This is a genomic window from Agromyces cavernae (genome assembly GCF_021044935.1).
Classification (GTDB): Bacteria; Actinomycetota; Actinomycetes; order Actinomycetales; family Microbacteriaceae; genus Agromyces; species Agromyces cavernae.
On sequence record NZ_JAJNMP010000003.1, the window covers coordinates 97065 to 122565 of the forward strand.

General features: G+C 71.3%; 23 protein-coding genes. 9 read left to right on the forward strand and 14 right to left on the reverse strand.

The window, feature by feature from the left end; genetic code table 11:
* Window position 1: 1 nt before the first annotated feature.
* The 3 genes from LQ757_RS11765 to LQ757_RS11775 all read right to left on the reverse strand — a co-directional run bounded on the left by LQ757_RS11765 (window position 2) and on the right by LQ757_RS11775 (window position 3091).
* The gene (locus tag LQ757_RS11765) at window positions 2-1126 is read right to left on the reverse strand and encodes an AI-2E family transporter (protein WP_231047439.1); all 1125 of its coding nucleotides are present in this window, start codon (window positions 1124-1126) and stop codon (window positions 2-4) included.
* Between the two features lie 127 nt (window positions 1127-1253).
* Window positions 1254-2351: a glycerate kinase gene (locus LQ757_RS11770; protein WP_231047440.1), complete on the reverse strand. Its 1098-nt coding sequence runs from the start codon at window positions 2349-2351 to the stop codon at window positions 1254-1256.
* On the reverse strand, window positions 2348-3091 hold the full coding sequence (locus tag LQ757_RS11775) for a ThuA domain-containing protein (protein WP_231047441.1): 744 nt from the start codon (window positions 3089-3091) through the stop codon (window positions 2348-2350). Before LQ757_RS11775 ends, LQ757_RS11770 begins: the two co-directional genes overlap by 4 nt.
* A gap of 124 nt (window positions 3092-3215) precedes the next feature.
* Here LQ757_RS11775 and LQ757_RS11780 point away from each other — a divergent pair, with 124 nt between their 5' ends.
* From LQ757_RS11780 to LQ757_RS11795, 4 genes are all read left to right on the forward strand, one after another.
* Window positions 3216-4280: a LacI family DNA-binding transcriptional regulator gene (locus LQ757_RS11780; RefSeq protein ID WP_231047442.1), complete on the forward strand. Its 1065-nt coding sequence runs from the start codon at window positions 3216-3218 to the stop codon at window positions 4278-4280.
* A 160-nt stretch (window positions 4281-4440) separates the two neighbouring features.
* Window positions 4441-5628, forward strand: a complete 1188-nt coding sequence (locus LQ757_RS11785) for a Gfo/Idh/MocA family protein (protein WP_231048172.1) — start codon at window positions 4441-4443, stop codon at window positions 5626-5628.
* A complete protein-coding gene (locus LQ757_RS11790) occupies window positions 5628-6845 on the forward strand; it encodes a dihydrodipicolinate synthase family protein (protein WP_231047443.1) in 1218 nt (405 codons plus the stop codon). The genes LQ757_RS11785 and LQ757_RS11790 overlap by 1 nt, the downstream gene beginning before the upstream one ends.
* The gene (locus LQ757_RS11795) at window positions 6842-7726 is read left to right on the forward strand and encodes a sugar phosphate isomerase/epimerase family protein (RefSeq protein ID WP_231047444.1); all 885 of its coding nucleotides are present in this window, start codon (window positions 6842-6844) and stop codon (window positions 7724-7726) included. Before LQ757_RS11790 ends, LQ757_RS11795 begins: the two co-directional genes overlap by 4 nt.
* 113 nt (window positions 7727-7839) lie before the next feature.
* On the opposite strand, the gene LQ757_RS11800 is transcribed toward LQ757_RS11795, so the two are convergent.
* The 6 genes from LQ757_RS11800 to LQ757_RS11825 form a co-directional block, all read right to left on the reverse strand.
* The gene (locus LQ757_RS11800; protein ID WP_231047445.1) at window positions 7840-9855 is read right to left on the reverse strand and encodes an outer membrane protein assembly factor BamB family protein; all 2016 of its coding nucleotides are present in this window, start codon (window positions 9853-9855) and stop codon (window positions 7840-7842) included.
* A 126-nt stretch (window positions 9856-9981) separates the two neighbouring features.
* Window positions 9982-10953 carry a hydroxyacid dehydrogenase gene (locus tag LQ757_RS11805; RefSeq protein ID WP_231047446.1) on the reverse strand — a complete coding sequence of 324 codons (972 nt, stop codon included), beginning with the start codon at window positions 10951-10953 and terminating at the stop codon, window positions 9982-9984.
* A 26-nt stretch (window positions 10954-10979) separates the two neighbouring features.
* Window positions 10980-11924 (reverse strand): carbohydrate ABC transporter permease, encoded by a 945-nt coding sequence (locus LQ757_RS11810; RefSeq protein ID WP_231047447.1) that lies wholly within the window; start codon window positions 11922-11924, stop codon window positions 10980-10982.
* Entirely contained in the window at window positions 11921-12853 is a 933-nt protein-coding gene (locus tag LQ757_RS11815) for a carbohydrate ABC transporter permease (protein WP_231047448.1), read from the reverse strand. Before LQ757_RS11815 ends, LQ757_RS11810 begins: the two co-directional genes overlap by 4 nt.
* 68 nt (window positions 12854-12921) lie before the next feature.
* The gene (locus LQ757_RS11820) at window positions 12922-14229 is read right to left on the reverse strand and encodes an ABC transporter substrate-binding protein (RefSeq protein ID WP_231047449.1); all 1308 of its coding nucleotides are present in this window, start codon (window positions 14227-14229) and stop codon (window positions 12922-12924) included.
* Between the two features lie 100 nt (window positions 14230-14329).
* The gene (locus LQ757_RS11825; RefSeq protein ID WP_304504433.1) at window positions 14330-15439 is read right to left on the reverse strand and encodes a substrate-binding domain-containing protein; all 1110 of its coding nucleotides are present in this window, start codon (window positions 15437-15439) and stop codon (window positions 14330-14332) included.
* A gap of 254 nt (window positions 15440-15693) precedes the next feature.
* Between LQ757_RS11825 and LQ757_RS11835 the strand changes: the two genes are divergently transcribed.
* Complete coding sequence (locus LQ757_RS11835) at window positions 15694-17079, forward strand: MDR family MFS transporter (protein ID WP_231048174.1); 1386 nt, start codon at window positions 15694-15696, stop codon at window positions 17077-17079.
* A 17-nt stretch (window positions 17080-17096) separates the two neighbouring features.
* On the opposite strand, the gene LQ757_RS11840 is transcribed toward LQ757_RS11835, so the two are convergent.
* From LQ757_RS11840 to LQ757_RS11855, 4 genes are all read right to left on the reverse strand, one after another.
* Window positions 17097-18239, reverse strand: coding sequence for a HupE/UreJ family protein (locus tag LQ757_RS11840; protein ID WP_231047450.1), 1143 nt, complete (start codon window positions 18237-18239; stop codon window positions 17097-17099).
* A gap of 144 nt (window positions 18240-18383) precedes the next feature.
* The gene (locus LQ757_RS11845) at window positions 18384-19823 is read right to left on the reverse strand and encodes a lipase maturation factor family protein (RefSeq protein ID WP_231047451.1); all 1440 of its coding nucleotides are present in this window, start codon (window positions 19821-19823) and stop codon (window positions 18384-18386) included.
* A gap of 4 nt (window positions 19824-19827) precedes the next feature.
* Complete coding sequence (locus tag LQ757_RS11850) at window positions 19828-21288, reverse strand: phytoene desaturase family protein (RefSeq protein ID WP_231047452.1); 1461 nt, start codon at window positions 21286-21288, stop codon at window positions 19828-19830.
* Between the two features lie 3 nt (window positions 21289-21291).
* Window positions 21292-21984 carry an NUDIX hydrolase gene (locus LQ757_RS11855; protein WP_231047453.1) on the reverse strand — a complete coding sequence of 231 codons (693 nt, stop codon included), beginning with the start codon at window positions 21982-21984 and terminating at the stop codon, window positions 21292-21294.
* A 58-nt stretch (window positions 21985-22042) separates the two neighbouring features.
* Here LQ757_RS11855 and LQ757_RS11860 point away from each other — a divergent pair, with 58 nt between their 5' ends.
* A complete protein-coding gene (locus tag LQ757_RS11860; RefSeq protein WP_231047454.1) occupies window positions 22043-22855 on the forward strand; it encodes an MBL fold metallo-hydrolase in 813 nt (270 codons plus the stop codon).
* A 4-nt stretch (window positions 22856-22859) separates the two neighbouring features.
* Here the strand turns inward: LQ757_RS11860 and LQ757_RS11865 are convergent, their stop codons facing one another.
* On the reverse strand, window positions 22860-23429 hold the full coding sequence (locus LQ757_RS11865; protein ID WP_231047455.1) for an NADPH-dependent F420 reductase: 570 nt from the start codon (window positions 23427-23429) through the stop codon (window positions 22860-22862).
* A 102-nt stretch (window positions 23430-23531) separates the two neighbouring features.
* On the opposite strand from LQ757_RS11865, the gene LQ757_RS11870 reads away from it, so the two are divergent.
* The 3 genes from LQ757_RS11870 (at window position 23532) to LQ757_RS11880 (ending at window position 25449) form a co-directional block, all read left to right on the forward strand.
* Window positions 23532-24053: a MarR family winged helix-turn-helix transcriptional regulator gene (locus tag LQ757_RS11870; protein WP_231047456.1), complete on the forward strand. Its 522-nt coding sequence runs from the start codon at window positions 23532-23534 to the stop codon at window positions 24051-24053.
* 185 nt (window positions 24054-24238) lie between these two features.
* The gene (locus tag LQ757_RS11875; RefSeq protein WP_231047457.1) at window positions 24239-24862 is read left to right on the forward strand and encodes a ClpP family protease; all 624 of its coding nucleotides are present in this window, start codon (window positions 24239-24241) and stop codon (window positions 24860-24862) included.
* On the forward strand, window positions 24859-25449 hold the full coding sequence (locus tag LQ757_RS11880; RefSeq protein ID WP_231047458.1) for a ClpP family protease: 591 nt from the start codon (window positions 24859-24861) through the stop codon (window positions 25447-25449). The genes LQ757_RS11875 and LQ757_RS11880 overlap by 4 nt, the downstream gene beginning before the upstream one ends.
* Window positions 25450-25501: the final 52 nt, after the last annotated feature.

The following is a 25501-nucleotide window of genomic DNA, read 5'->3' on the forward strand; positions in this document are numbered from 1 at the left end:
GCTACGCCGAGTCCTGCCGGGGGAACAGCACCTTCTCGATGACGATGATGAGCGACGCGGCCACCGGGATCGCGACGAGCGCTCCGAGCACGCCGCCGAGCGTGCCGCCCGCGACCGCCGCGATCACGACGAGCGCCCCGGGCACGGCGACCGCGCGGCTCATGATGCGCGGGCTCAGCACGTAGGCCTCGACCTGCATGTAGATCAGGTAGTAGATCGCCGCGGCGATCGCGGTCGCGGGCGATGCCGCGAGCGAGACGAGCGTGATGATCACCGCGCCGGTCAGGGTACCGACGAGCGGCACGAGCGAGAACAGGAACGCGATGAACGCGAGCAGGATCGGCGCGGGCGCGCCGATGATCGACAGGTAGATGAGGCTCAGCACGCCGTTGATCGAGGCGAGGCTGACCTGCCCGATGACGTAGCGGCCGACCGAGCCCGTGATCTCCTCGGAGACCTCGCGGTAGCCGCCGCGCGAGCTCGCCGGCACGAACCTGGCGGCGTAGCGCTTCATCGAGTCGAGCGAGGCGAGGAAGTAGAGGGTGAGGATGAGCACGATCGTCGCACCCGTGAACCCGCCGGCGATGCCGGCGCCGACCGCGAGGATGCCGCCCCCAAGGGCCCCGATGTTCGCGGGGTCCGCGAGCCAGTCGCCGAGCGAGGCGATGCCGTTCTGGATGGCGTCGTCGCCGACGATCGAGTTGAGCCAGACCACGAAGTCGCTCTGCTCGACATTCGCGACGATGTCGTCCCAGTTCTCGATGAGGTTCGTCGTCTCGCGCACCACGATCGGCACGATCGTGGCGATGAGACCCACGAAGAGGCCGATGACCGCGGCGAAGACGATGAGGATCGCGACCCACCTCGGCATGCCGCGCCGCTGCAGCCAGCTGACGACGGGATCGAGGCCGAGCGCGAGGAAGAGTGCGAGGGCGACGTAGAGGATGACCGTGCCGAGCTGGCCCACGATGCCGCCCAGCAGCACCGCGAGCAGCACGCCGAGCGCGCCGACGAAGCCGATCTGGAACGCCCGGATGCGCACCTCGGGCACGCGGGTGTTCGCGTCGCTCGTGACCTCGGCGCGCGGCGCCTCGGGTGCGACCCTCCGCTTCGTACGAATCCGCATGGTGCCGACGCTACACAGGGGCAGGGACATCCTCGTGGAATGAAAGCGCACGCCGTCGGATGCCGAAGATGGGAACCTCGCCCCGTTGGGCCGTCTTGAGGATTCGCCGGCCGAGTGGGCCGGCCCCTCACGCCGCCCGCGCGAGTTCGGCGCCCGCCCGCTCGAGCCACTGCACCGCATCGGACATCGCGGCTGCGCCGCTTCCGGCGAGAACAGAGAGCGAGGCGGATGCCGCGAATCCGGCCGCCTCGGGATCGGCGTCGATCGCTCCCGCGGCGAGCGCAACCGGCACCCCCGCCGCCCGCGCGAGCCGGGCGACTTCCGACGGCACCTTGCCGGCAGCCGACTGGCCGTCGAACCTGCCCTCGCCGGTGATCACGAGCGCTGCACCCTCCATCGCCTCCGGCAGTCCGATCGCCTCGGCGACGACTCGCGCCCCACCGCCCATCTGCGCGCCCCACGCGAGGAGACCGAACCCTGCCCCGCCCGCTGCACCCGCGCCGGGCGTGGCCGGGTCCACGGTCGGCACGAGCCCGGCCAGCCGCGCGAGGTTCGACTCGAGCGCTCCGACAACAGCGGGAGTCGCGCCCTTCTGCGGCCCGAACACGGCGGCGGCCCCGGCGGGACCGAGGAGCGGATTGGTCACGTCGCCGAGGATGACCGCACCGCCGCGCGGCAACGGGCGGAGGGTCGAGAGGCGAACCTGCGCAAGGGCGCCGAGTCCACGACTGCCGAGCCGGATCGGACGACCCGCGGCGTCGAGGAGCCCCGCGCCGAGCGCGGCGAGCGCGCCGGCACCGCCATCGGTCGACGCGCTGCCACCGAGCGCCAACAGCAACCGTTGTACGCCGTGATCGAGTGCCGCGGCGATGGCCTCGCCGAACCCTGCCGTGTGTGCGTCGAGGGGTGCCAGCGAATCGAGAAGGGTAATGCCCGACGTCGAGGCGAGCTCCACGACTCCCGTGCGGTGGGGACCGGGAAGCAGCAGCCACGACGACTCGACCGGCTCCGAGACCGGACCGCGCACCGTGACCGGCATGCGCACCGCGCCAGGAACAGCGGCGGCGAACGCGTCGAGGGTCCCCTCGCCGCCGTCGGCCATGGGGCGCTGCACCACGTCGTCGCCGGGACGCACGGTGCACCACCCGCGGGCGAGGGCGGCCGCGGCATCCGTCGCGCTCACCGTGCCCTTGAACGAATCGGGAGCGAAGACGATACGACTCACGCGACACCGGTGGTCAGTGCGGGGACGCGGGAGAGCCAGTCGAGCGCGCGGGCCAGGAGCGCGCGATGCCCCGCCGACTCATACGAGCGCGCGTCGTGGCCGAGGGCGTCGTAGACGAGCCTCGAACGGCCGAACTCCCGAGCCCAGATGAGCGGATGGCGAACTCCCTCTTCCTCGTGCTCGGCGATCGGCTCGATGACGTCGAGGAGGCGGAATCCCGTGTAGCGCTCGTCGAACACGCTGAAGTCATCGAGCCCCTCGGCGATGACGTGATTGCCGACGATGTGCACAGTGGCGTCGCCGATCGGCGGATGCCAGGACACGTCACGAACCCAGCGGGCGCCGAGCGCGCGCTCGAACGCCGTGTAATCACGAAGGCTCGCGGCCGCCGTGTGCATCGCGAGGATGCCGATGCCGCGATCGATGGCCGCAGCGAGCGCGTCGTTCGCGGCCGCGACGGTCGCGGAGTCGACGATCGCGCCCGGTTCGGCGCGCTCGCTCACGGGTATGGGCGAATCGAGTACGTCGGGCGGCACCGGCCCCTCGGAGTCGCCCGCATTGACGATGACGAGGCGGACGTCGGCGCCGAGCCCCGCGAGTGCGGTATCGGGCTCATCGGCGACCTTCACCGTGAATCCCGCCGCCCGCACGATCTCCGCCAGCGCTGCACTCGTCTCGGTGAACGGATGCCATGGGTCCCGGTATCGCCCGGAGCCGCTCAGGATGATCGCCTCGGCCATGTCAGCTCCCTCGTCGATGCCTCCAGCGTGCCACGCACCGCGATTCGTTTGACGCTGGAAAGCGCTATCCATCGTACCAGCCCTGCGCCCGCCCGCATCCCGACCGACGTGGAAGAATGAGGTCGTGGACCGCGAGACGACCCGATCGGGTGCGACCCTGCAGGATGTGGCGCGCGAGGCCGGCGTCTCGCTCGCAACCGCTTCGCGCGTGCTCAACGGCAGCACGCGCACGGTGAACGACAAGTACCGTCGACTCGTCGTCGACGCCGCCGCACGGCTCGACTACTCGCCCAACCTCTCGGCACAGGCGACCGCCCGCGGCATGACCACGACGGTCGCCCTCCTCGTCGCCGACATCGCCGACCCCTACTTCTCGTCGATCGCCGACGGCGTCGTCAGCGAGGCAGACCGCGAGGGCCTGATCGTGCAGATCGCGGCGACCGGCCCCGAGCCTGCTCGGGAGCTCGAGCTGGTCCGTACGCTGCGAGGGCAGCGCCCTCGAGTCATGATCCTGGCCGCCTCTCGGCACTCCACCCACGCCGCGCCGGCGCTCTCCGACGAGCTCGCCTCGTTCGAGGCGAACGGCGGCCGCGTGGCCATCGTGGGCGGTAACGAGCTGCCGTTCCGCACCCTGCCCGTCGACAACGCCGCAGGCGCCGACGCGCTCGCCCGCGCCCTGGCAACGCTCGGCTACCGGCGCTTCGCGATGATCGCGGGCGACGAGGGCCTCACCACCTCCGACGATCGGCTGCGCGGATTCGCCGCCGGCCTCGAGGGCTCGGGTCTCACCCTCGATTCCGAACGAGTCGTCCGGTCGGACTTCACCCGCGATGGCGGCTACGAGGGCATGCGGCGACTCGTCGAGGCCGGACTCGACGACATCGAGCTCGTATTCGCCGCGAACGACGTCATGGCGGTCGGCGCACTCGCGGCGCTTCGCGACGCCGGATTCGAACCCGGCCGGGATCTCGCCATCGCGGGATTCGACGACATCCCGACCGTGCGCGACGTGACGCCGGCACTCACCACCGTGCGCATCCCCCTCGACGAGGTGGGGCGTCGCGCGCTCCGGCTCGCACTCGACGACTTCGAGCCCGCGACCACCGCCGCCGTGCCGACCGCGGTGGTGCTGCGTGGCAGCACCCCGGCGATCTCCGCGCTGACCCCGAGGCCCCCGTCGGGCCCCTGATGCCCACCGCGAGGCACCGGCGAAGCACACTTGCGGCCCTCTCGCTTCCCCTTTACACTCCCCGGTAAGCGCTTTCCAATGCTCTGCACGTTGCGAGCATCGGCGCCGATCCACACCCCGAAGGAGTCACACCTTGTCCGCACCCACCATCGGCATCATCATGAACGGCGTCTCCGGGCGCATGGGCTATCGTCAGCACCTCGTCCGCTCGATCCTCGCGATCCGCGAGCAGGGCGGCGTGCTCCTCGCCGACGGCGAGACCCGCGTGCAGGTCGAGCCGATCCTCGTCGGCCGCAGCGAGAAGAAGCTCGCCGAGCTCGCCGCCCGCCATGGCATCGAGCACTACACGACGAACCTCGACGAGGCCCTCGCGGACCCGCGTTGGCAGATCTACTCCGACTTCCTCGTCACGAAGGCCCGCGCCGCAGCGCTCAGGAAGGCCATCGCCGCCGGCAAGGCCATCTACACCGAGAAGCCGACCGCCGAGTCGTTCGAGGAGGCACTCGAACTCGCGCGCCTCGCCGAGGCCGCCGGCATCAAGAACGGCGTCGTTCACGACAAGCTCTACCTTCCCGGGCTGCAGAAGCTGAAGCGGCTCATCGACTCGGGCTTCTTCGGCCGCATCCTCTCGGTGCGCGGCGATTTCGGCTACTGGGTGTTCGAGGGCGACTGGCAGCCCGCCCAGCGCCCCAGCTGGAACTACCGCGCCGAAGACGGGGGCGGCATCATCGTCGACATGTTCCCCCACTGGAACTACGTGCTCGAGAACCTCTTCGGCCGAGTCGAATCGGTCTACGCGAAGGCCGTCACCGAGATCCCCGAGCGCTTCGACGAGCAGGGCGAGCCCTACCTCGCGACCGCCGACGACGCCGCCTACGCGATCTTCGAGCTCGAGGGCGGCATCACTGCGCAGCTGAACTCCAGCTGGACGACGCGCGTGAACCGCGACGAGCTCGTCGAGTTCCACGTCGACGGCACCCACGGCTCGGCGGTCGTCGGCCTCTTCGGCTGCAAGATCCAGTCGCGCAACGCCACGCCGAAGCCCGTGTGGAACCCCGACCTCGCCGACCAGCACGACTACGCCGGCGACTGGATCGAGTCTCCCGGCAACCGCGAGTTCGAGAACGGCTTCAAGTCGCAGTGGGAGGAGTTCCTCCGCCACGTCATCGAGGACGCCCCCAACCGCTTCGACTTCCTCGCCGGTGCCCGCGGCGTGCTGCTCGCCGAGGCGGGCCTGCGATCGAGCGCCGAGGGCCGGCGCGTCGAGCTGCCCGTCGTCGGCGCCGACGCGGCGGATGCCTCGGCCGAGCGTGCGGGCGAGGCATCCGCCCTCGCCGGGGTGCGCTGATGACCGCGCTGACCCTGCTCGGGCCACTCGGCGAGCTGCGCACCGCGCCGCTCGCCGAGGCACCCGCCTTCCGCAAGCCGACCCGGCCGCTCACGAGCCGCGTCGCCTACGCCGCCGCGCACGTCGTGCCGAAGCCGTTCGCCGACAACACGCCGGGCCGCCCCGCCGAGATCGACTGGGAGGCGACGCTCGCGTTCCGCCACCACGTGTGGTCGTGGGGGCTCGGCGTCGCCGACGCCATGGACACGGCGCAGCGCAACATGGGCCTCGACGCCGCCGCCACCCGCGAGCTCATCACCCGCAGCGCCGCCGAGGCGGCCTCGGTCGGCGGCGCGCTCGTCGTGGGCGTGAACACCGACCATGTCGAGGCCGAGACGATCTCGCTCGACGAGGTCGTCGCCGCCTACACCGAGCAGCTGCACCACGCCGAAGACGCCGGCGCGGGGGTCGTGCTCATGGCGAGCCGGCACCTCGCCCGCGCGGCAGACGGCGCAGCCGACTACCTGCGCGTGTACCGCGAGGTGCTCGCCGCCGCGAGCGCGCCCGTCGTGCTGCACTGGCTCGGCACCGCCTTCGACCCGGCCCTCGCGGGCTACTTCGGCTCCGACGACGCCGCGACCGCCTCGGACACCCTGATCGAGATCATCGCGCAGGCGCCCGACAAGGTCACCGGGGTCAAGATGAGCCTCCTCGACGCCGACGCCGAGATCGCCGTGCGGCGCCGCCTGCCCGAGACGGCGCGCATGTTCACGGGCGACGACTTCCACTACGTGGGGCTCATCGAGGGCGACCAGGTCGGACACTCCGACGCCCTCCTCGGCGCCTTCGCCGCCGTCGCGCCCAACGCCTCGGCCGCGATCCAAGCGCTCGACGCGGGCGACGTCGCGGGCTACCGCGCGATCCTCGGCCCGACCGAGGAGCTCTCGCGCCAGGTCTTCGCCGCCCCGACCTACTACTACAAGACGGGGGTCGCGTTCCTCGCGTGGCTCAACGGCCACCAGGCCGCGTTCCAGATGGTCGGCGGGCTGCACGCCGCCCGCAGCCTCCCGCACCTCTCGCGCATCGTCGAACTCGCGAACGACTCGGGCTCGCTCGAGCGCCCAGAGCTCGCCGCGGCGCGCTGGCATGCGCTGCTGACGCTGAACGGCATCGACGCGTCGAGCGGGCCGGATGTCTCGTCGCCGGCCTCCCAGGCCGGGCTCGAGGTGTTCGCATGAGCGCCCACCCCCGGCTCTCGATGAACGTCGGCACGATCAAGCACGCCGCCTTCGACGAGTCGCTGCAGGTGCTCACCGGCGCTGGCTACGAATCGGTCGGCCTGTGGCGCGAGCCCATCGCGGAGGTCGGGCTGCGCGTCGCGGCGAAGCGCTTCCGCGAGAGCGGGCTGCGCCTCTCGACGCTCTGCCGGCAGGGCTTCTTCACCATGCGCGAGGGGCCCGCCCGCCGCGCCTCGATCGACGAGAACCGCCGCGCGATCGAAGAGACCGCGGCCCTCGCCGAGGCGGGCGCCCCGGGTTCCCGCGCGGTGCTCGTGCTCGTCGCCGGCGGGCTGCCCGAGGGCTCGACCGACCTCATCGGCGCCCGGGCACGTGCGGCCCAAGCGCTCGAGGAGCTCGCGCCCGAGGCATCCGCCGCGGGGGTCACACTCGCCATCGAGCCGCTGCACCCGATGTACGCCTCCGACCGCGCCGTGGTCTCGACGCTGAAGCAGGCGCTCGACCTCGCCGCGCCGTTCGAGGCGTCGGCGGTCGGCGTGACGGTCGACACGTTCCACATCTGGTGGGACCCCGAAGTGCTGCCGCAGATCGCCCGCGCCGGCGCCGAGGGCCGCATCGCGAGCTACCAGGTGTGCGACTGGAAGACCCCGCTGCCCGCCGATGTGCTGCTCGGCCGGCACCAGCCGGGCGACGGCGTGATCGACTTCGCGACGCTCACGCGGGCCGTCGAGGCAGTGGGCTACACCGGCGACGTCGAGGTGGAGATCTTCAACCAGCGAATCTGGGACGCCCCGGCGCACGAGACCGCCCGGCGCACCGCCGAGGCGTTCGCCGCCGCGGTCGCGCCGCACCTCGCCGGCGAACGCGCCGACGCGGCCTGACGCATGAAGGGTGGGCTCGAGACGAGGTCTCGGGCCCACCCTTCGTGGTACTCGCTCAGCGGCGCGCGAGCCGGTCGATTCCGGTGCCCGGGAGCAGCACGGCGCGCACGCGATCAGCCCAGATGCGGGAGGTCGTCGACGCGCACGAGTGTGCGGCCCCGCAGCGTGTAGACCGCGCCCTCCTCGTCGACGTTGAGGTGCGGGCCGCTGTACCAGCCGCCGTTGATGCCGGGCACGACCACGGTGACGGCGAACGTCTTCGGGTCGATTCGGAAGAGCGTCGTGTCGGAGACGCCGTAGATCACCCCTCGCGCCGACTTCAGCGCCGCGAAGCCCGGGCAGAGTGCACGGTGGTCGGCGGTGTGCACGATCGCCCGAGTCGCCCGGTCGATGACGATGAGCGTGCCCTTGATCGTCCAGGCGAAGAGGTGGCGCCCGTGGCTCTCGAGCGCGGCGATGCCGTTCGGCTGACCTGTCTCGACGCGCCAGAGCTCGGCGCCCGCGACGTGGTCCCACGCGACGACGGTGCCGCGCGGGCCGGTCTTCTGCGCGTTGTCGCCGCCGAGGTAGGCGATGCCGTCGACCGCGATGACCGCCCGCACGAGTTGCGCCTCGTCGATGGGGTTCACGGCGATCGTCGACGCCCTCGTCAGGGGGTCGAAGGCCCACAGCGAACCGCCGCCCTCGGTGTCGGCCTGGGCTGCGACGAGCAGCAACCCGTTCTTCGCATCCCAGTTGGTGTCGAGCGGGCGATTCTGCTCGGAGGGGAAGCTCGCCACCCGGTGGATCGGCTCGCCCGAGCGCGGATCGTACGACCAGATGCCCTGCGAGCTGTACTGGCCCGTGTAGAGCACCCCGTCGACGACCTCGGCGTCCTTCGCCTCGCCGGGCGCGGCGAGGTTCACGACCCCGCCGCCGGTGAGCGAGTGGCGGGCGATGCCGCCGTTGCCGCCGACGTAGGCGAAGCCGCCGCCGACCGCGATCCCCATGCACGTTTGCGGGCTGACGGGCGCGCCGGCCTCGCCGAGGTCGATGCGCCGGCGCACCGTTCCGCTCGACGCGATGTCGGCCACGAAGCCGTAGCCCGAGACGACGAGGAGCCCGTCGCCGTGCGGGTCGAGCCCCCAGATCTCGCCGAGGTCCACCGAGCCGGTGTCGAGCTGTTCGATCGTGCCGGCGCCCGGCCGCCAGCGCAGCACCCCGCTCTCGTTCGCGCAGTACACGGCGTCGCCGAGCACGGCGAAAGTCTTCGCCGTCTTGCCGATGGAGGTCGCGATGGCGGTGACGGAGTGATCGGCGAGCGAGATCGCCGCGAGCTTCGTCGGCTCGGTCGAGCCCGCCGTCGAGACGAGCAGGCGGTCGCCGTCGACCGCGAGTTCGCGGATGCTCGGGTCGCGCCGCATCTCGGCGGGGGTGATGTCGGTGAAGGTGCCCGCGGCCCGGTCGTAGGCGAAGAGCGCGGCCCGCCCCGTCGACCCGCCGCCGCCGAACGTCGTGCCCGCGCCGAAGTACACGGTCGTATCGGTCGCCGCGACCGCCCGAGCGAGGTTCACGCTCGAGTCGGGCACCCCGAGGCTCGTCAGCTGCCCGGTCGCCGGGTCGAACTGCCACAGCGCCGGCGCCGTCGGCCCCGAGCCGCCGACCGCGAACAGGGTGCCGTCGGGCGCGACCGCGAGGTCGCGCACATCGCGGTCGCCGCCGATGCGGCCGATCGGCTGGGCCGGCACCTCAGGCGTGTCGAGCGCCCAGCGGTAGACGTTCGGCTGCCCGGCCGACTTCTGCAGCACCCCCAGGTAGAGCACCCGGCGCGCCCGGTCGAGCGCGAGGGCCTGCACGCTGTGCCCCGAGGTGAGGGTGGTCGAGGCGATCACGGTGCCGGTCGCGACATCCACTCCGATCGCCCCGGTCGGTTCGAGGTTGCGCGAGCCGATGTACGCGACCCCGCCGTCGAACACCCCGCTCATGAGCGAGTACTGCTGCATGCCGGGCCCGAGCTCGGTGATGCGGGTGCCGGCGGGCGGCGCCGCGACGGCGCGCGGCGGCGCTGCGAACTGCGTGAGGGCCACGAGACCGCCGGCCACGCCTGCGGTGAGGACGGCACGACGCGTGAAGCTGGGGGGAACGGACATCGGAAACTCCTTCGGTCGATCGATGCGGGGGAACGGCGCTGACGCGAACGGCAGCACGGTGCCGCGAACGGCAGCACCGGGTACCGCGACGCACGGACGGCGCGCCGCGGGGTGGGTCGGGTGGGATCAGGCGGTGATGGCGAGGCGCTCGACCTCGACGCGGTGCGCCAATTCCTCCCCGTCGGTCAGTCGACGCAGCTCGTCGAGCACCGAGCGGGCGAGCCGGCCGAGCTCGGTTCCGAGGGAGCCCGCGATGTGCGGAGTGAGCAGGACACGGTCGGACGAGTAGAACGGATGCCCCGCCTCGAGCACCCAGGGCACGGTGACGTCGAGGATCGCATACAGCTCGCCCGCCGTCACCCGGGCGACGAGCGCATCCTGGTCGATGATCTCGCCGCGCGAAGTGTTCACGAGCGTGGCTCCCGTGCGCATCCGCCCGATGAGGGCCGCGTCGAGAAGGCCCCGCGTCGAGGGCAGCGACGGCGCATGCACCGAGACGACATCGCTCGTCGCGCAGAGCTCCTCGAGTCCGACCGAGCGGACGCCGAGCCGAGCCGCTTCCTCGACGTCGAGGAACGGGTCGTAGACGACGACCTCCAACGAGTACGGCCGCAGCAGCTCGATCACGAGTCGCCCGATCGTCGACGCGCCGACGATGCCGATCCGCTTGTCGTAGTTGCCGAGCGGAAACTCCGCCTCGACGTCGAACTCCGCCTCGAGCACGCGGTAGCGCGCCGCGATCGGCAGGACGTGCTTGTTCGCGAGCAGGATCATGGCGACCGTGTACTCGGCGACGGGCGCGGCGTTCGCCGCGGCCGCCGAGCTCACCCGGATGCCACGCGCGAGCACCTCCTCCGTCAGGTACGGCTTGACCGTGCCCGCCGAGTGGAGGATCGCTTCGAGCCGGGGAGCCGCCGCGAGCACCGCTGCGTCGATGCGCGGCGCACCCCACCCCGTCACGAGCACGTCGACCTCGGAGATCACCCGCCGCGAGGCATCCGACTCGAACTCGGTGAGGAAGCCGGCGACGTCGGCGACCGCTTCGAACTCGGCGATGCGCTCGGCCGGGAACACCCGGCGCCGTACCGGCTCGGACATTGCGAACGCGATCCGTCGCCGCCCGCTCACTTGACGCTCCCGGCCGAGAGGCCCGCCCGCCAGAAGCGCTGCAGCATGACGAAGGCGATCACGAGCGGCACCACCGAGACGAAGGAGCCGGCGATCACGAGGGTCGAGAACTCGGGATTCTGCTGCACCTGGCTCTGCCAGAGCGCGATGCCGACGCTCGAGGGGAACAGCTCGCGGTTCTGCAGCATGATGAGCGGCAGCATGAAGTTGTTCCAGATGCCGACGAACTGGAAGAGCGCGATCGTGACGAACCCGGGCACGAGCATCGGCAGGCCGACCTGCAGGAAGCTCCGGATCGGGCCGGCGCCGTCGACGCGCGCCGCCTCGAGGGTCTCGCCCGGCAGGTAGCCCGAGCTGAACACCCGGGCGAGGTACACGCTGAACGGGTTGCAGAGCACCGGGATGATGACCGCCCAGATGGTGTTCGTCGCGCCGGCCGCCGCGGCCAGCAGGTAGAGCGGGATGACGGTGGCGGTGTTCGGGATGAGCACACCGACCAGCACCATCGCGTAGAGCGGACGCTTGCCGCGGAACTCGAACTTGTCGAAGGCGTACCCGGCCATGAGCGCGATGAAGCCACCCACGATCGCGCCCACGCCGGCGTAGAGGATGCTGTTGGCGAGCCAGCGGAGGAAGATGCCGTCGTCCTGCGCGAGCAGGTGCTGGAGGTTCGCGATGAACTCGCCGCCGAAGGCGAAGGCATCGCCCGAATAGAGCCCCGTCGTGCTCTTCGTCGCGGCGAAGACCAGCCACAGGAGTGGGAGCACCATGTAGGCGGCGCCGAGGATCAGCAGTCCGTTGACGCTCGCGACGGCGGAGATGCGGCGGCCCGAGCGGCCGCGGCGCCGCGCCTTCTGCTCGCCCGCGGAGTTCGCATGCGCCGCGCGCGCGGCGGACGCTCGCGGGGCGTCGAGCGTCGCACGGTCGGTCACGGTGCTCATCGGGTGCGCTCCTTGGAGATGAACCGGGTGACTGCCCACGAGAGCACCCCGGCGAGCAGCGCCAGGATGATCGAGGCAGCTGCGGCCTGCGGCAGGTTGTTGCGGTTGAACGCAGCGTCGTACGCCCACATGTTCGGCACCCAGGTGCTCGTGACCGCGGTCGTCGCGGAGGAGAGGATCTTCGGTTCGGTGAACAGCTGCAGCGAACCGATGACCGTGAAGAGGAGCGCGACGCCGAGCGCGGGCCACACGAGCGGGGTCTTGATCGAGAGGGCCGTGCGGATCTCCCCCGCACCGTCGACGCGCGCCGCCTCGAGGATCTCTCGCGGCACGGCCTGAAGCGCCGTGAACAGGATGATCACGTTGTAGCCGGCCCACTCCCACACCGCGATGTTCACCATCGAGGGGAGCACCATCTGCACGGAGAGGAAGTCGATCTGGATGCCTCCGGAGGCGAGCGCCTTGACGATGGGACTGACCCCGGGCGTGTAGAGGTACGCCCAGATCAGGGCGGCGATCACGCCCGGTACCGCGTGCGGCAGGAACAGCAGGAGCTGGAAGGTGCGCCGGGCGAAGGTGACGGTCGCATCGAGCAGCAGGGCCAGGAGGAGCGCAACACCGAGGAGCGCCGGAACGTACATCAGGCAGTAGAGCGCGAGTCGACCGAAGCCCTCGACGAAGTTCTGGTCCGAGAGCACCTCGACGTAGTTGCCGAGTCCGACGAACTCGACTGTGGCGCCGCCGAAGCCGAGGCCGCTGCGCTGTTCGGCGAAGAGGCTCATGCCGATCGCGTAGGCGACGGGGGCGATCATGGTGACGGCGAAGAGGGCGAAGAACGGGATGAGGAAGATCGCGGCGGTGCGGCCCCCGGTGCCCGGAATGGACCGGGCGCCGCGCGAGCTGCGACGGACGCTCGTCTGGGAAGTCATGATGCTGTTCCTTCGATGGGGCCGACGGCCGGGCGGCGATGCGCACGCGCCCGGCCACCGGCGGCCTACTACTCGGAGATGTCGAGACCGAGCTGCTCGAGACCGTCGACCGTGGCGTCCTGCGTCGCCACGAGGGCCTCGCCGAGGGTCGGGTCGGCGGTGACCGCGTCCTTCATGGCCGTGTTGGTGATCTCGTAGTTGGGACCCCATGCCCACGCGCCGAGGTTCGCGGATGCCTCGTCGAACACCGCGTAGATGTCGTTCGCGAAGTAGTCGACCGGCGCGACCGCTGCCGCGATCTCGTTGAGCCCCGGATAGGCGAGGTAGGCGGTGCCGACGGCGCCGCGGGCATCCACGGCCTCCTCGGTGGTCGTCAGCCATTCGGCGAACACCGCGGCGGCGGCTTGGTTCTCCGAGTTCTCCGTGATGGCGAAGCTCGTGCCGCCGCTCAGCGCCGCGCTCGGCTCGCCGTCCCAGGTCGGGGGCACGGCGGCGACCCACTTGCCGGCCTGACCCGAGCCCTCGGTGCGGGTCATCAGCCCCGAGGCGCTCCAGGAGCCGCCGACCCAGCCGTTGACGACGCCGCTGTTGAGGTCGGCGGTCCACTCGTCGCTGAAGCCGATCTGCTTCTTCACGAGGTCCTCGTCGATGAGCTTCTGCCAATAGTCGGCGACCTTCGTCGAGGCCTTGTCATCGATGGCGACCTGCCAGTGGTCGTCCTCGACGCTGAACCATTCGGCGCCCGCCTGCCACGACAGCGGCGCGAGCTGGGGCTCGTTCGTGAAGAAGCTCGTGAGGTACGCGTTCGGGTTCTCGGCCTTCACGGCGCGTGCCGCGGCCTCGAACTCGTCCCAGGTCGTGGGGACGTCGACGCCCGCCGCATCGAGCACATCCTGGCGGTACCACATGACGAGCGGCGGGGCGTCGTAGGGCAGCGCGTAGGCGGCGTCGCCGAAGGAGACCTGACCACGCACCTGCTCGTCGTATGCGCCGAGGACCTCCTCGTCGACGAGGCCGTCGAGCGGCAGCAGCTGCTCGGCGGCGACGAAGCCGGGGAGGCGCTGGTACTCGATGCCGACCACGTCGGGGCCGGTGCCGGATTCGATGGCGGCGGCGAGCTTGGTGTAGCCGCCGTTGGCACCGTTCGGGATCTCCTCGAAGTCGACGGTGATGTCGTCCTGGCTCGCGTTGAACGCGGCGGCGACATCGGCCATGCCGCTGAGCGATGACCAGAACGTGATCTCGCCCGTGGCCGGGCCCGCCGACGGGGCGTCGGCGTCGGCGCTGCCGGAGCCGGAGCCGGATGCGCAGCCGGCCAGCAGGGTGCCGGCGGCCAGCAGTGCTGCCGCGGCGAGGGGGAATCGACGCAGGGACATGAACGGGTTCTCCTTTGAATCTGTGACCGTGCGGAATCGATCATCTGCCCTGCCGCGAGTTGCCACAATCTGCGAACGCCCAAACGAACAGATTCGCACATCAGTGCGCGCGTTCGGTCGATTCCCTGACGACGAGCGCGGGCAGCAGGATCATCCGCACGATCGTGTGAGGAGTGCCCTCGGCCTGCCGGAGGCGGTCGAAGCACAGGCGGAGCGCGGCATGCCCGAGTTCGTGCTTCGGCGGCGCGACCGCCGTGAGGGGCACGGCCGCCAGCTCGGAGATCTCGTCGTCGTACGCGACCACCGCGAACTCCTCGGGGATGCGGATGCCGCGCTCGAGGACGAGATCAGTGAACGCCATCGCGTCGGCGTCGCCGAGCACGACGGCGGCGGTCACGCCGTCGATGAGGCAGTCGTCGAGGAAGGCCGACAACTGGGATGCCGCCACGTTCTCCCCGACGAGGGGCGTCGAGAGCACGCGCCGCAGCCGGTGGCCCTCGGCACCCAGGCCCGCCATCACGCGCTCGTACCCCTCATCGAGGCCGGCCGCAGTCGCAGACTGGCGCGCGCCGAGCGCGATGCGGCGGTGACCCTGGGCGACGAGATGACGCACGGCCAGCTCGGCCCCGTAGGCGTGATCCGACCTGACCCATTCGAGGCGCCCGGCGATGCGGTCATCGACGGTGCGTTCGACGAGCACCACCGGGATCCGCGCCGCGGCGAGAACCTCCTGCAGCGGGGAGGCATCCCGCATCGCGTCGTGCGGGGTGATCATGAGCGCGTCGACGCCCGCGGCGATCAGCCGCTCGGCCTGGCGCAATTCCTCCTCAGGCGAATAGTTCGTCGCACCGACGACGAGTCGGCAGTTCAGCTCACGCGCGGCCTGACTCGCCCCGCGGATCACCTCGGGGAAGTAGTAGTTCGCGGTCGGCACGATCATGCCGATCGTCGCGACCGGGCGGCTGGCCGCGCGGGCGCCCCGATCGGCCCGGTCGGCACGATCCCCCGCCCGCTCCTGCTGCGCGGCGACCGAGCTCGAGATCGCTCCCCCGTGCACCCGAACGAGCAGGCCTCGCAGCTCGAGTTCGAGGAGGTCGCGGCGGAGCGTCATCTGCGACACCCCGAGTCGCGACGCGAGGGCGGCATTGGCGAGCGAGCCGCGGAGTTCGAGCTCGCGCAGGATCGCGTCATGTCGGGCGGCGGCAACCATCGCACTCCTCGGGGGACGTTGGATGTGTGAATTCACGAACGAACGAATTCAAACACACTCGGGACCCGGGGTCCGTCTCGCTGGGTGCGAGCAGCTGGCGATCCGGCGACGATGAGCGCTGTCAGGAATGAATCCCACCCCGACGCGTTCTACCTCAGCGGGGCCGGCACCGTGCGCCCCGGCGAGGAGCGAGCGTGGCCGATGTGACGGGTGTCGGATTCCGTTCGGAGCGCGGGCCCGTGCTCGTCGCCGTGATGCTCTCGACCGCGCTGATCGCGATCGATTCGACGATCCTCGCGACAGCCGTGCCGTCGATCGTCGCGGACATCGGCGGGTTCGCGCAGTTCCCGTGGCTGTTCTCGATCTACCTGCTCGCCCAGGCCGTCTCGGTACCGGTGTACTCGAAGCTCGCCGACACGGTCGGCCGCAAGCCGATCATGCTCGTCGGCATCGGGCTGTTCCTCGTCGGGTCGATCCTCTGCGGGTTCGCGTGGGACATGACCTCGCTCATCGTGTTCCGCGCCGTGCAGGGCCTCGGCGCGGGCGCCGTGCTGCCCGTCTCGATCACGATCACCGGCGACATCTACTCGGTTCGCGAGCGCGCTCGGGTGCAGGGGTACATCGCGAGCGTCTGGGCGGCGTCATCGGTGGTCGGCCCGACCCTCGGCGGCGTGTTCGCCGAGTTCGCCTCATGGCGGTGGATCTTCTTCGTGAACATCCCGCTCTGCCTCATCGCCGCGTTCATGCTGATGCGCAACTACCACGAGTCGGTCGGACGCGAGAGGCACCGCATCGACTACGCCGGCGCCACGGTGCTCACCATCGGCCTCACGCTCGTGATCCTCGCGGTGCTCGAGGGCGGGCAGGCGTGGGAGTGGCTGTCATGGCAGAGCTTCGTCGCGTTCGGTCTCGGCGGCGCGCTGCTCGTCGCGTTCGTCTTCATCGAACGACGTGCGGCCGAGCCCGTGCTGCCGTTGTGGGTGTTCTCGCGGCGGCTCATCGTCACGACGTCGCTGATCTCGCTCGGGGTGGGCGGCGTGCTCATCGGCCTCACGTCCTACGTGCCGACGTTCCTCGAAGCGACGGCGGATGCCTCTCCCCTCGTCTCGGGTCTCGCGGTGGCCGCGCTCACCCTTGGCTGGCCGATCGCCGCCTCGAACGCCGGACGCCTGTTCCTGCGCATTGGATTCCGCCGCACGGCGCTCATCGGACTGACGATCACCGTCATGGGCGCCGCCGCCCTGCTCGCGGCCTCGTTCGCGCCGAATGTCTGGACGACAGCGCTCGCCTGCTTCATCGTCGGCCTCGGGCTCGGACTCGTCGCCTCGCCCACGCTCATCGCCGCGCAGTCGTCGGTGCCGTGGGCCGAGCGCGGCGTGGTCACCGGGGCGAACATGTTCCTGCGCTCGCTCGGCAGCGCGGTCGGGGTCGCGATCTTCGGCGCGGTGGCGAACGGCGTGATCGCCCGCTCGGGTCTCGGCGAGCACTCCCCCGTCGCGATCCAGTCGGCCTCGGCCGCGGTGTTCCTCGCGGTGGTCGTGACCGCCGTCATCACGATCGCCGCCGCCGTCGCGATGCCCGCCGCCCACGTCGACGACGTCGAGCACCGCGAGGCCGAGACGGCACCGCTGGTCGAGTAGCGCTCGAGCGCCGGCGCTCAGAGCGCCGCGATCACCCGCTCGACGAACCAGAACAGCCCGACGGAACCGACCAGGGCGCCCGCGATCCAGGTCGTGGGTCGGCCGGCTGCGGTGCGCCTGACCAGCACGAGCAGCGGGAACATGACGGCGATGATCGCGAGCTGCACCGCCTCGATGCCGAGGTTGAACGCGATGAGCGACCACAACAGCTCCCACGACCAGGCCTCGTCGACTCCGAGCGCGCCCGCGAAGCCGAGCCCGTGGAGCAGTCCGAACGCGAACACGACCGGCATCCGCCAGCGCCCCGATGCGTCGCGGCTCGAGACGACGGCCACCGCCGCCGCGACGATCGACAGCGCGATGAGCGGTTCGACGATGATGGCCGGCAGGTTCACGACGCCCATCCCCGCGAGCAGGAACGTCACGCTGTGCGCCACGGTGAACATCGTGGCGGTGAGCGCGACGCTCCGGATGGTCCGGGCGCCGAGGAGCAGCGCGAACAGGAACAGCAGGTGGTCGAGCCCGATGAGCAGGTGCTCGGCGCCGAGCAGGAAGAACTCGCCGAACCGGGGCGACTGCCCGTCGAGCTCGAGCGTCGGCGACGCCGCATCGAGCAGTCCGTTGCCGCGTTCGCCGTCGAGGTCCCACGCCACGATGGTCTCGGTGCTGTGCACGAACCCCTCGGCGTCCGGGAACAGGGCGCTCGAGACGGCGATCGCGCCGGGTTCCCGTCCACCGCAGTCATAGCTGAAGCGCACCACCGCGAACGCGCGGTCGTTCCGCTCCCGGATGTCTCCCGTGCCGGCCCGTTCGGGAACGCACCGCCGCCCGTCCGCGTCGACGGCGAACCGCTCGGTCACGTATTCCTCGACCGCGTCGGCGTTCTCGGCGAGCTGGCGGAGCTGCTCGTCGCGCTCCTTCGCCTCGTACGCCTCGGCATACAGCCACGCCGACTTCATCAGCAGGTCGTACTCGAGCTCGAGCTCGGCCGTGATCGTCGAGCCGTGCCGTTCGACGACGGCATAGGCGTCCGACGTGGCGTCGTGCGCGGCGGCTCGCGGCGCCGACCCGCCGAGCGCGACCGACATCGCGGCGATCATGGCGATCACCACGACCATCGCGGCCCGCAGCACCGGACCCCATCCGCCTCTCGATCGCATGCTCGCGCCCCCTCCGTGGTGTCGGCTGCCGAAACCTCCGGCACGGAGGGACGATCCTGCATGCCACGCTCGCGAGCGCAGATGAACGCCCGGCGTGCTGCAGGCGACGGGACGGGGTCGCGCGGGCGACGTCGAGGCGAATGCTCAGCGAAGGCGAGCGGGGCCGATGACGTCGCCCTCGAGCGTGCGCACCCAGCGATCGCCCGTCGCGCGGTGCTGTGCGCGCGTCGCGAAGCGGTAGTGGTAGGCGCGCGCCCGCACCCACCGAGGTGCTTCGCCGTCGAACGGATCGTGTGCGAGCAGCTCGAGCGTCGGGACATCCGCCTGCAGCAGGCGCTTCAGGAACGTCTCGAACCAGGGTTCCCACATGCGCCCGAGCGGCAGGAACCACATCAGCCAGTCGAGGCGCAGGTGGTACGGCGCCCACTGCCGCGGCAGGGCGCGCACGTCGCCGGGCTTGCCCTTGAAGCCGTACTCGCGCCAGTCGGAGTCGTCATCGGGTGAGGCGTCGAGCGTGCCCGCGACGACGATCTCGATGCGCCGCTTCGTGACCGTGCCGAACGCGCCGTAGGCGTTCACGAGCATCCACCGGTTGAAGCTCGCGTTCATCAGCTGCCGGCGGGAGAGCAGGTTCCTGACCGGCCACCAGCTCAGCACGAGGAGCAGCACGCTCATCGCGGCGACGATGGCGAACCACCAGAGCGGTGTCGTCGCGGAATCCGTGCCCAGGTCGGCGGGGATCGCCGGGATGAGCCAGTGCCATGCCGAGTCGGAGATCGCCGAGGCCGCGAGCACGACGGTGATCCAGTTGAGCCACGCGAAGTTGCCCGTCGCGATGAGCCAGAGCTGGGTGAGGATGACGATCGTCGCGGCGACCGAGCCGACAGGCCCGGGGATGAACAGCAGGAACGGCACGACGAGCTGCGCGAAGTGGTTGCCGAGCACCTCGCCGCGATGGAACCAGGCCGGCAGCAGGTGGGCCTGACGGCTCAACGGGTTGGGCATCGGCTGCGTCTCGTGGTGGTACATGAGCGCCGTGAGATCGCGCCACTCGCGGCCTCCGCGGATCTTGATCATGCCGGCGCCGAACTCGAGCCGGAACACGAGCCACCAGATCGCGACGACGATCGTGATCGGCGGCGGCTGGTCGTTCGACCCGAGGAACGCCACGGTGAACAGCGCCTCGCACAGCAGCATCTCCCAGCCGAACCCGTAGAACGTCTGCCCTACGTTCACGATCGACAGGTAGCCGATCCAGAGCGCGAGGAACACGAGCATCGGCACCCACGGCGGCCCGAGCTGGGGCAGGCCGAGCACGACCGATCCCGCGAGCACCATGCCGGCGATCGCGAGCGCGACGAGCCGCCGGTCGGTGTAGCCCCAGCGGAACACAGTCGGCCCCCGCAGTCGCGATGCGCGCCCCAGCAGCACGGGAACCGGCAGCAGCCCGTGCTCGCCGAGCAGAGGACGGAACTGGTTCAGCGTCGACAGGAACGCGACGAACGCGAGCGCGCCCACCCCGCGTTGCAGCACCTGGCGGGCGATCTCGTAGTCGTGCGCGTCGAACCAGCCGACCCAGTCCACGCCCTCACGCTACGCCGAAGCGCTCGCGCAGCGCGAGCTTGGCCGCCCACCACCCGTTCATGCCGTGCACGGCCGGGCCGGGCGGCGTTGCGCTCGAGCAGAGGTACACGCCCTCGACGGGGGTGCGCCACGGCGCCGTCGACACCACCGGGCGCTTCACGAGCTGCAGCATCGAGAGCTCGCCGGCGTAGATGTCGCCGCCGACGTAGTTGCGGTTGTACGCGCCGATCTCGGCCGCCGACCTGGCCGTCGACGCGAGCACCACGTCGCGGAAGCCCGGCGCGAACCGCTCGATGGCCGAGGTCACGACCTCGGTCGCGTCGAGCGTCGAACCTGCGGGCACGTGCGTGTAGGCCCAGAGCACGCCCATGCCGGCGGGCGCGCGGGTCGGGTCGACGACGCTCGGCTGGGTGACGAGCACGTACGGATGCCGCGGGGCTCCCCCGCCCGCGATCCTGGGGTTGAGCCCGGGCTGAAGGCCCCGGGCGACGGCATTCTCGGCGGCGGCCATCTCGCGGCGGCTGCCGCCGACGTGCACGGTCGGGGCGAGCGCGACGGCGGGGTTCGCCCACGGCACCGGCTCCATGAGCGCGAAGTCGACCTTTGCGACGCCGGAGCCGTAGCGGTAGCGCCGCAGCGCCCGCTCGTAGCGCGGCGGCAGGTCGGCGGTCAGCAGCAGGTCGGGCGACGTGTCGAGCAGCACCGCCCGCGAGTCGGCGGTCACGGCGTCGAGCGCGTCGACCGGGGAGTCGGTCACGATCTCGACACCGCGCTCGACGAGCTCGGCGGCGAGCGCGTCGGCGATCGCCTGCGACCCGCCCTTGGGGAGCCCCCAGCCGACGCCGTGCGCGTGCATCGCGAGCAGCAGCGCCGCCCCGGCAGTGGCGAGCGAGGGCATGCCGCCCGCGGCATGTGCCGCGACGCCCGTGAAGAGGGCGGGGGCGACATCGCCCGAGAAGCGCGTGTTCCACGCGCCCGAGCCCTGTTCGAGGGCGCGCAGCCCGAAGCGAAGTGCGGCGATGGGGTCGCGCGGGACGCGCAGCAGCTGCCCGCCCGTGAAGTCGACGACACCGCGCTGTCGCGCGAGCAGCGGTGCGATGAGACGCCGCCACGCGGGCCCGTCGGCGCCGAGCCCCGCAGCGGTGCGGTCGAGGTCGCGCCACGCGATGCCCGCGCGCCCCCCGGGCAGCGGGTGCGCGTAGGACGCCTCGGGCACGATCCACTCGGGCGCGTGCGGGCCGTCGAACAGGCCGAGCTTGCGGAACACCGGCGAGGCGAGCCCCGCCGGGTGCACGGCCGAGCACACGTCGTGGCGGAATCCGGGCAGGGTGAGCTCGGCCGTGCGCACCCCGCCGCCGATCGTCGGCGCGGCCTCGAGCACGCGCACGCTCAGCCCGGCGCGGGCTGCGATGACGGCCGCGACGAGCCCGTTGGGCCCGCTGCCGACGACAGTGACGTCAGCCACGGTTCAGAACGCGCTCAGATAGACCCACGGCAGTGAGTCCATCACGAGTCGGTGGCGGGGTCCGGCAGCGCCCGCGGGCTCGGCGGCGGGGTCGTACTCGGCGTCCTCCTGCCAGAGGACCATGCGGCGAGCATCGTCGCGTCGCGCGCGGAAGTCGTGCACGCCGCGGCCGGCGAGGTCGGCGAGCGCCTCGTCGACGGATGCCGCGTGCGTGAAGCCGTGCAGGGTGACCCAGGTGGGCGGCCACAGCAGCATGGCGCCCTCGGCATGACGGTCGAGCGCGTCGGCCGGCCGCACCCATTCGGTCGAGACGACTTCGTCGGGCGCGAGCACGAGCTCGCCGTCGGGCACGCGCACGGCGAAGAACGTCGTCGTGAGGGGCTTCGGCGCCCCCTGCGGCGGAGTCCACACGGCGATCGGCACGAGCTCGTCGGCATCGACCTCGAGGCCGACCTCTTCGCGGGTCTCGCGCACGGCCGCACGACGGGCGGCCTCGATACTGCCGATCGCGTCGCCCGCGACATCCGCCGGCTCGACGGCTCCGCCGGGGAACACCCATGCGCCCGCGAACGAGCCCCGGTCGCCCGGTCGCTCTGCCAGCAGCACCTCGAGGCCGCGCTCGCCGTCGCGGAGCAGCACGACCGTCGCGGCCCAGCCCGCACCCTCGATCGGTCGGTTCGGTGCGTTGTCGGCCATGCGGTTCAGCCTATGCCCGGCGCGACACCCGCGCAGCGGCGGCGGATACACTGCGGGCATGGACGAGCCCCGACCGGCCGGAGTGGCGGCCACGACCTTCGCGCGGGTCGTGCTCGCGCCGAACCCCTCCCCCATGACCCTCGACGGCACGAACTCGTTCGTGCTGCGCGCGCCCGGGTCCGAAGGCGTCGTGGTGGTCGACCCCGGTCCCGCCGATGCCGGGCACCTCGCGCGCCTCGCGGGCTTCGGTCGGGTCGAGCTCGTGCTCGTCACCCACAACCACCGCGATCACACCGAGTCGCTCGCCGAGTTCGCGCGCATGACGGATGCCCCGGTCCGAGCGATCGACGCGGCGTTCTGCATCGGCGGCGACCCCCTCGTCGACGGCGAGCGCATCGACGTGGCCGGGCTCGTCATCGACGTCGTCGCGACACCGGGTCACACGGCCGACTCGGTGTGCTTCGCGCTGCCCGGTGACGCGCCGCTCGGCGATGGTGCGTCGCACGGTTCGGTGCTCACGGGCGACACGATCCTCGGCCGCGGCACCACGATCATCTCCGACCCCGACGGCGCGCTCGGCCCCTACCTCGCATCGCTCGAGCGACTGCGCGCACTCGGCACGCCCGGCCCGGTGGTGGCGCTCACGGGGCACGGCCCCGTGCTGCCCGACCTCGCCGCGATCTGCGACGCGTACCTCGCGCATCGCGCCGAGCGGCTCGACCAGGTGCGCGCAGCGCTGCGCGAGCTCGGCGACGACGCGACGACCGCGCAGGTCACCGACGTCGTCTACGCAGACACGGATGCCTCGGTGCGAGTCGCAGCCGAGGCATCCGTTCGTGCGCAATTGCGGTACCTGCGCGGCACCGCCTGAGTGGTTACGCGGCGACCGCGAACCCACCCGTCCACTGGATCTTCTCCTGCACCGCGAGGGTGAGCTGCAGGAAGCCGACGGCCTCGAGCTCGCGGGCGCGCTTGAGCGAACCGGCGTCGACGGCGGCGACGCCACCGGCGCGCACGATGTCGATGAGGGTGTTCTTGGCGTCGGCGTCGTCACCGGCGACGAGCACGGTGGTGGGCTGCCCGCCGACCTGCTTCGAGGCGAGGGTCGCCGCGAAGTTGGTGTTGAAGGCCTTGAGCACGCGCGAGTTCGGCAGGGCCGCGGCGATCTCGCCCGCCTTCGAGCCGTCGGCGGGGGCGACGAGCGAGTCGAAGGTCTCGAAGTTCAGGGGGTTCGTGATGTCGACGACGATCTTGCCGGCGAGCTGTGCGCCGCGCTGCTCGAGGATCTCGGCGACCGCGGGGTGCGCCACGGCGAGCACGACGATCTCGCCGTTGATGTCGGCGGTGTCGCGGTCGATGTACTCGACCGTGTGGCCGCCCGCGGCGATGATGCCGCCGATCGCAGAGCCCATGTTGCCGTTTCCGATGATGCTGACCGTCGTCATGATGTTCCTCCCCGCATCGATCTCGATGCGTTTACTTGTTCCGACAACCAATACCCTAGCCCACTTCAGTTGTTGCGTCAACTATTGCGGTAGACTGATCGCATGACGAGTGAAACGAAATGGCTGAACTCCGAGGAATCCGCCGCCTGGGTACGCCTCGTCGCGCTCGCAGAACTGCTGCCCGGGGCCCTCGACACGCAGCTGCTGCGCGACGCGGGACTCACGCATTTCGAGTACGGCGCGCTCATGGCGATCGCCGACGCCCCCGACCGCACCATGCGCATGACCGAGCTCGCGTCGCGCACGAACGCGACGCTGCCGCGACTCTCGCACGTCGCGCGCAGGCTCGAGGAGCGCGGGCTCATCCGCCGGTTCCCCTGTCCCGAAGACCGTCGCGCGACCAACGCCACAATCACCGACGCCGGCATGCAGCTCATCGCCGAGGCCGCCCCCGGGCATGTCGCCACCGTGCGCGAGACCGTGCTCGACGCACTCACGCCCGAGCAGCTCGAGCAGCTCTACGCGATCGCGGGCGCCGTGCTCACGCGGCTCGACCCCGACTCGCGCCTCACCGCGACCTCGTGCCAGTTCAGCGAGGGCCCGATCCTCGCCCACGCCGGCTGAACCGCTCACTGCACACCCGCGCCGCGCCTTCCCTTCACCGAGAGTGCAGTTCCCGCCTGATTCAGGGCGGGGAGTGCACTCTCGGCGCAGTCGAACAGGGCAGGTCGAAGCCCGCGCTGCCCACGGCAGTGCTGCCGTGAGCGGCATCGGCCCCACGGCGCGGGCATCGCGCGCAGGCTGGGGTCATGACCGATCACGAGACCCCACCGATCCATCCGATCGACGCCGAGCTCACCCGACGCCTCTTCCATGAGCGGGTGATCGTGCTCGGCGACGAACTCGACCAGGCGGGCGGCAACCGCCTCATCGCCCAGCTGCTCACGCTCGCGGCCGACGACCCGCGCCGGGACATCCGCTTCTTCATCAACTCGCCCGGCGGCTCGGTGCCCGCCATGCTCGCGATCATGGACGTGATGCGCGCCATCCCGAACGACGTCGCGACCGTCGCGATCGGATGGGCGGCGAGCGCAGGGCAGTTCCTGCTCACCGCGGGCACGCCCGGCAAGCGGCTCGCACTGCCGCACGCCCGGGTGCTCATGCACCAGGGCTCGGCGGGCATCGGCGGCACCGCGGTCGACGTCGAGCTGCAGGCCGACGACCTTCGATACACGCGCGACGTCGTGCTCGGCATCACCGCCGAGCTCACCGGCCAGCCGATCGAGCGCATCACGCAGGATTCGCTTCGCGACCGCTGGTACACGGCCGAGCAGGCCGTCGACTACGGCTTCGTCGACCGCGTCGTCGAGGAGTTCGACGAGCTGTACCCGAGTCCCGCGCACGCCGCAGCCGGATTGCGGGTACCGGCATGAGCGGTTACACGATCCCCTACGTGGTCGAGAGGCGCGGCAACAGCGAGCGCTCGCTCGACGTCTACAGCCGCCTGCTGTCGGAACGCATCGTCTACCTCGGCACCGAGATCGACGACGGTGTCGCGAACGTGCTCATCGCCCAGTTCCTGCACCTCGCGTCGGAGTCGAGCGAGACCCCCATCAGTCTGTACCTGAACTCCCCCGGCGGGTCGCCGAGCGCGGCCCTCGCGGTCTACGACACGATGCAGCACATCCGGCCGGATGTCGCGACCACGTGCGTCGGGCAGGCCGGTGGGCCGGCCGCAGTGCTATTGGCGGGCGGGGCCAAGGGGCAGCGCGCGATGCTGCCGCACAGCACGGTGACGCTGCACCAGCCGTCGACCCAGGGGCGCGGCACGGTGCCCGACCTCATCATCCACGCCGACGAGGTCGTGCGGGTGCGCGCCGAGCTCGAGGCGGCCCTGGCCGCCGACACCGGGCGCTCGGTCGAGGCGCTGCGCCACGACACCGATCGCGACCTGATCCTGCCCGCCGCGGCCGCCGTGGCGTACGGACTCGCCGATCACGTGCTCGCGGCGCAGGCGTGACGTCGGCGCAGGCGCGAGATCGGCGCCCGGCGTGAGCACGGCGCCCGACGTG

Bases quoted from the DNA above. Each gene is read 5' to 3' on its own strand.
- LQ757_RS11765 (WP_231047439.1), bottom strand. From the start codon at position 1,126: ATGCGGATTCGTACGAAGCGGAGGGTCGCACCCGAGGCGCCGCGCGCC.
- LQ757_RS11775 (WP_231047441.1), bottom strand. From the start codon at position 3,091: ATGGCCGAGGCGATCATCCTGAGCGGCTCCGGGCGATACCGGGACCCA.
- LQ757_RS11785 (WP_231048172.1), top strand. From the start codon at position 4,441: ATGAACGGCGTCTCCGGGCGCATGGGCTATCGTCAGCACCTCGTCCGC.
- LQ757_RS11790 (WP_231047443.1), top strand. From the start codon at position 5,628: ATGACCGCGCTGACCCTGCTCGGGCCACTCGGCGAGCTGCGCACCGCG.
- LQ757_RS11795 (WP_231047444.1), top strand. From the start codon at position 6,842: ATGAGCGCCCACCCCCGGCTCTCGATGAACGTCGGCACGATCAAGCAC.
- LQ757_RS11800 (WP_231047445.1), bottom strand. From the start codon at position 9,855: ATGTCCGTTCCCCCCAGCTTCACGCGTCGTGCCGTCCTCACCGCAGGC.
- LQ757_RS11805 (WP_231047446.1), bottom strand. From the start codon at position 10,953: ATGTCCGAGCCGGTACGGCGCCGGGTGTTCCCGGCCGAGCGCATCGCC.
- LQ757_RS11810 (WP_231047447.1), bottom strand. From the start codon at position 11,924: ATGAGCACCGTGACCGACCGTGCGACGCTCGACGCCCCGCGAGCGTCC.
- LQ757_RS11815 (WP_231047448.1), bottom strand. From the start codon at position 12,853: ATGACTTCCCAGACGAGCGTCCGTCGCAGCTCGCGCGGCGCCCGGTCC.
- LQ757_RS11820 (WP_231047449.1), bottom strand. From the start codon at position 14,229: ATGTCCCTGCGTCGATTCCCCCTCGCCGCGGCAGCACTGCTGGCCGCC.
- LQ757_RS11825 (WP_304504433.1), bottom strand. From the start codon at position 15,439: ATGGTTGCCGCCGCCCGACATGACGCGATCCTGCGCGAGCTCGAACTC.
- LQ757_RS11835 (WP_231048174.1), top strand. From the start codon at position 15,694: ATGCTCTCGACCGCGCTGATCGCGATCGATTCGACGATCCTCGCGACA.
- LQ757_RS11840 (WP_231047450.1), bottom strand. From the start codon at position 18,239: ATGCGATCGAGAGGCGGATGGGGTCCGGTGCTGCGGGCCGCGATGGTC.
- LQ757_RS11855 (WP_231047453.1), bottom strand. From the start codon at position 21,984: ATGGCCGACAACGCACCGAACCGACCGATCGAGGGTGCGGGCTGGGCC.
- LQ757_RS11860 (WP_231047454.1), top strand. From the start codon at position 22,043: ATGGACGAGCCCCGACCGGCCGGAGTGGCGGCCACGACCTTCGCGCGG.
- LQ757_RS11865 (WP_231047455.1), bottom strand. From the start codon at position 23,429: ATGACGACGGTCAGCATCATCGGAAACGGCAACATGGGCTCTGCGATC.
- LQ757_RS11870 (WP_231047456.1), top strand. From the start codon at position 23,532: ATGACGAGTGAAACGAAATGGCTGAACTCCGAGGAATCCGCCGCCTGG.
- LQ757_RS11875 (WP_231047457.1), top strand. From the start codon at position 24,239: ATGACCGATCACGAGACCCCACCGATCCATCCGATCGACGCCGAGCTC.
- LQ757_RS11880 (WP_231047458.1), top strand. From the start codon at position 24,859: ATGAGCGGTTACACGATCCCCTACGTGGTCGAGAGGCGCGGCAACAGC.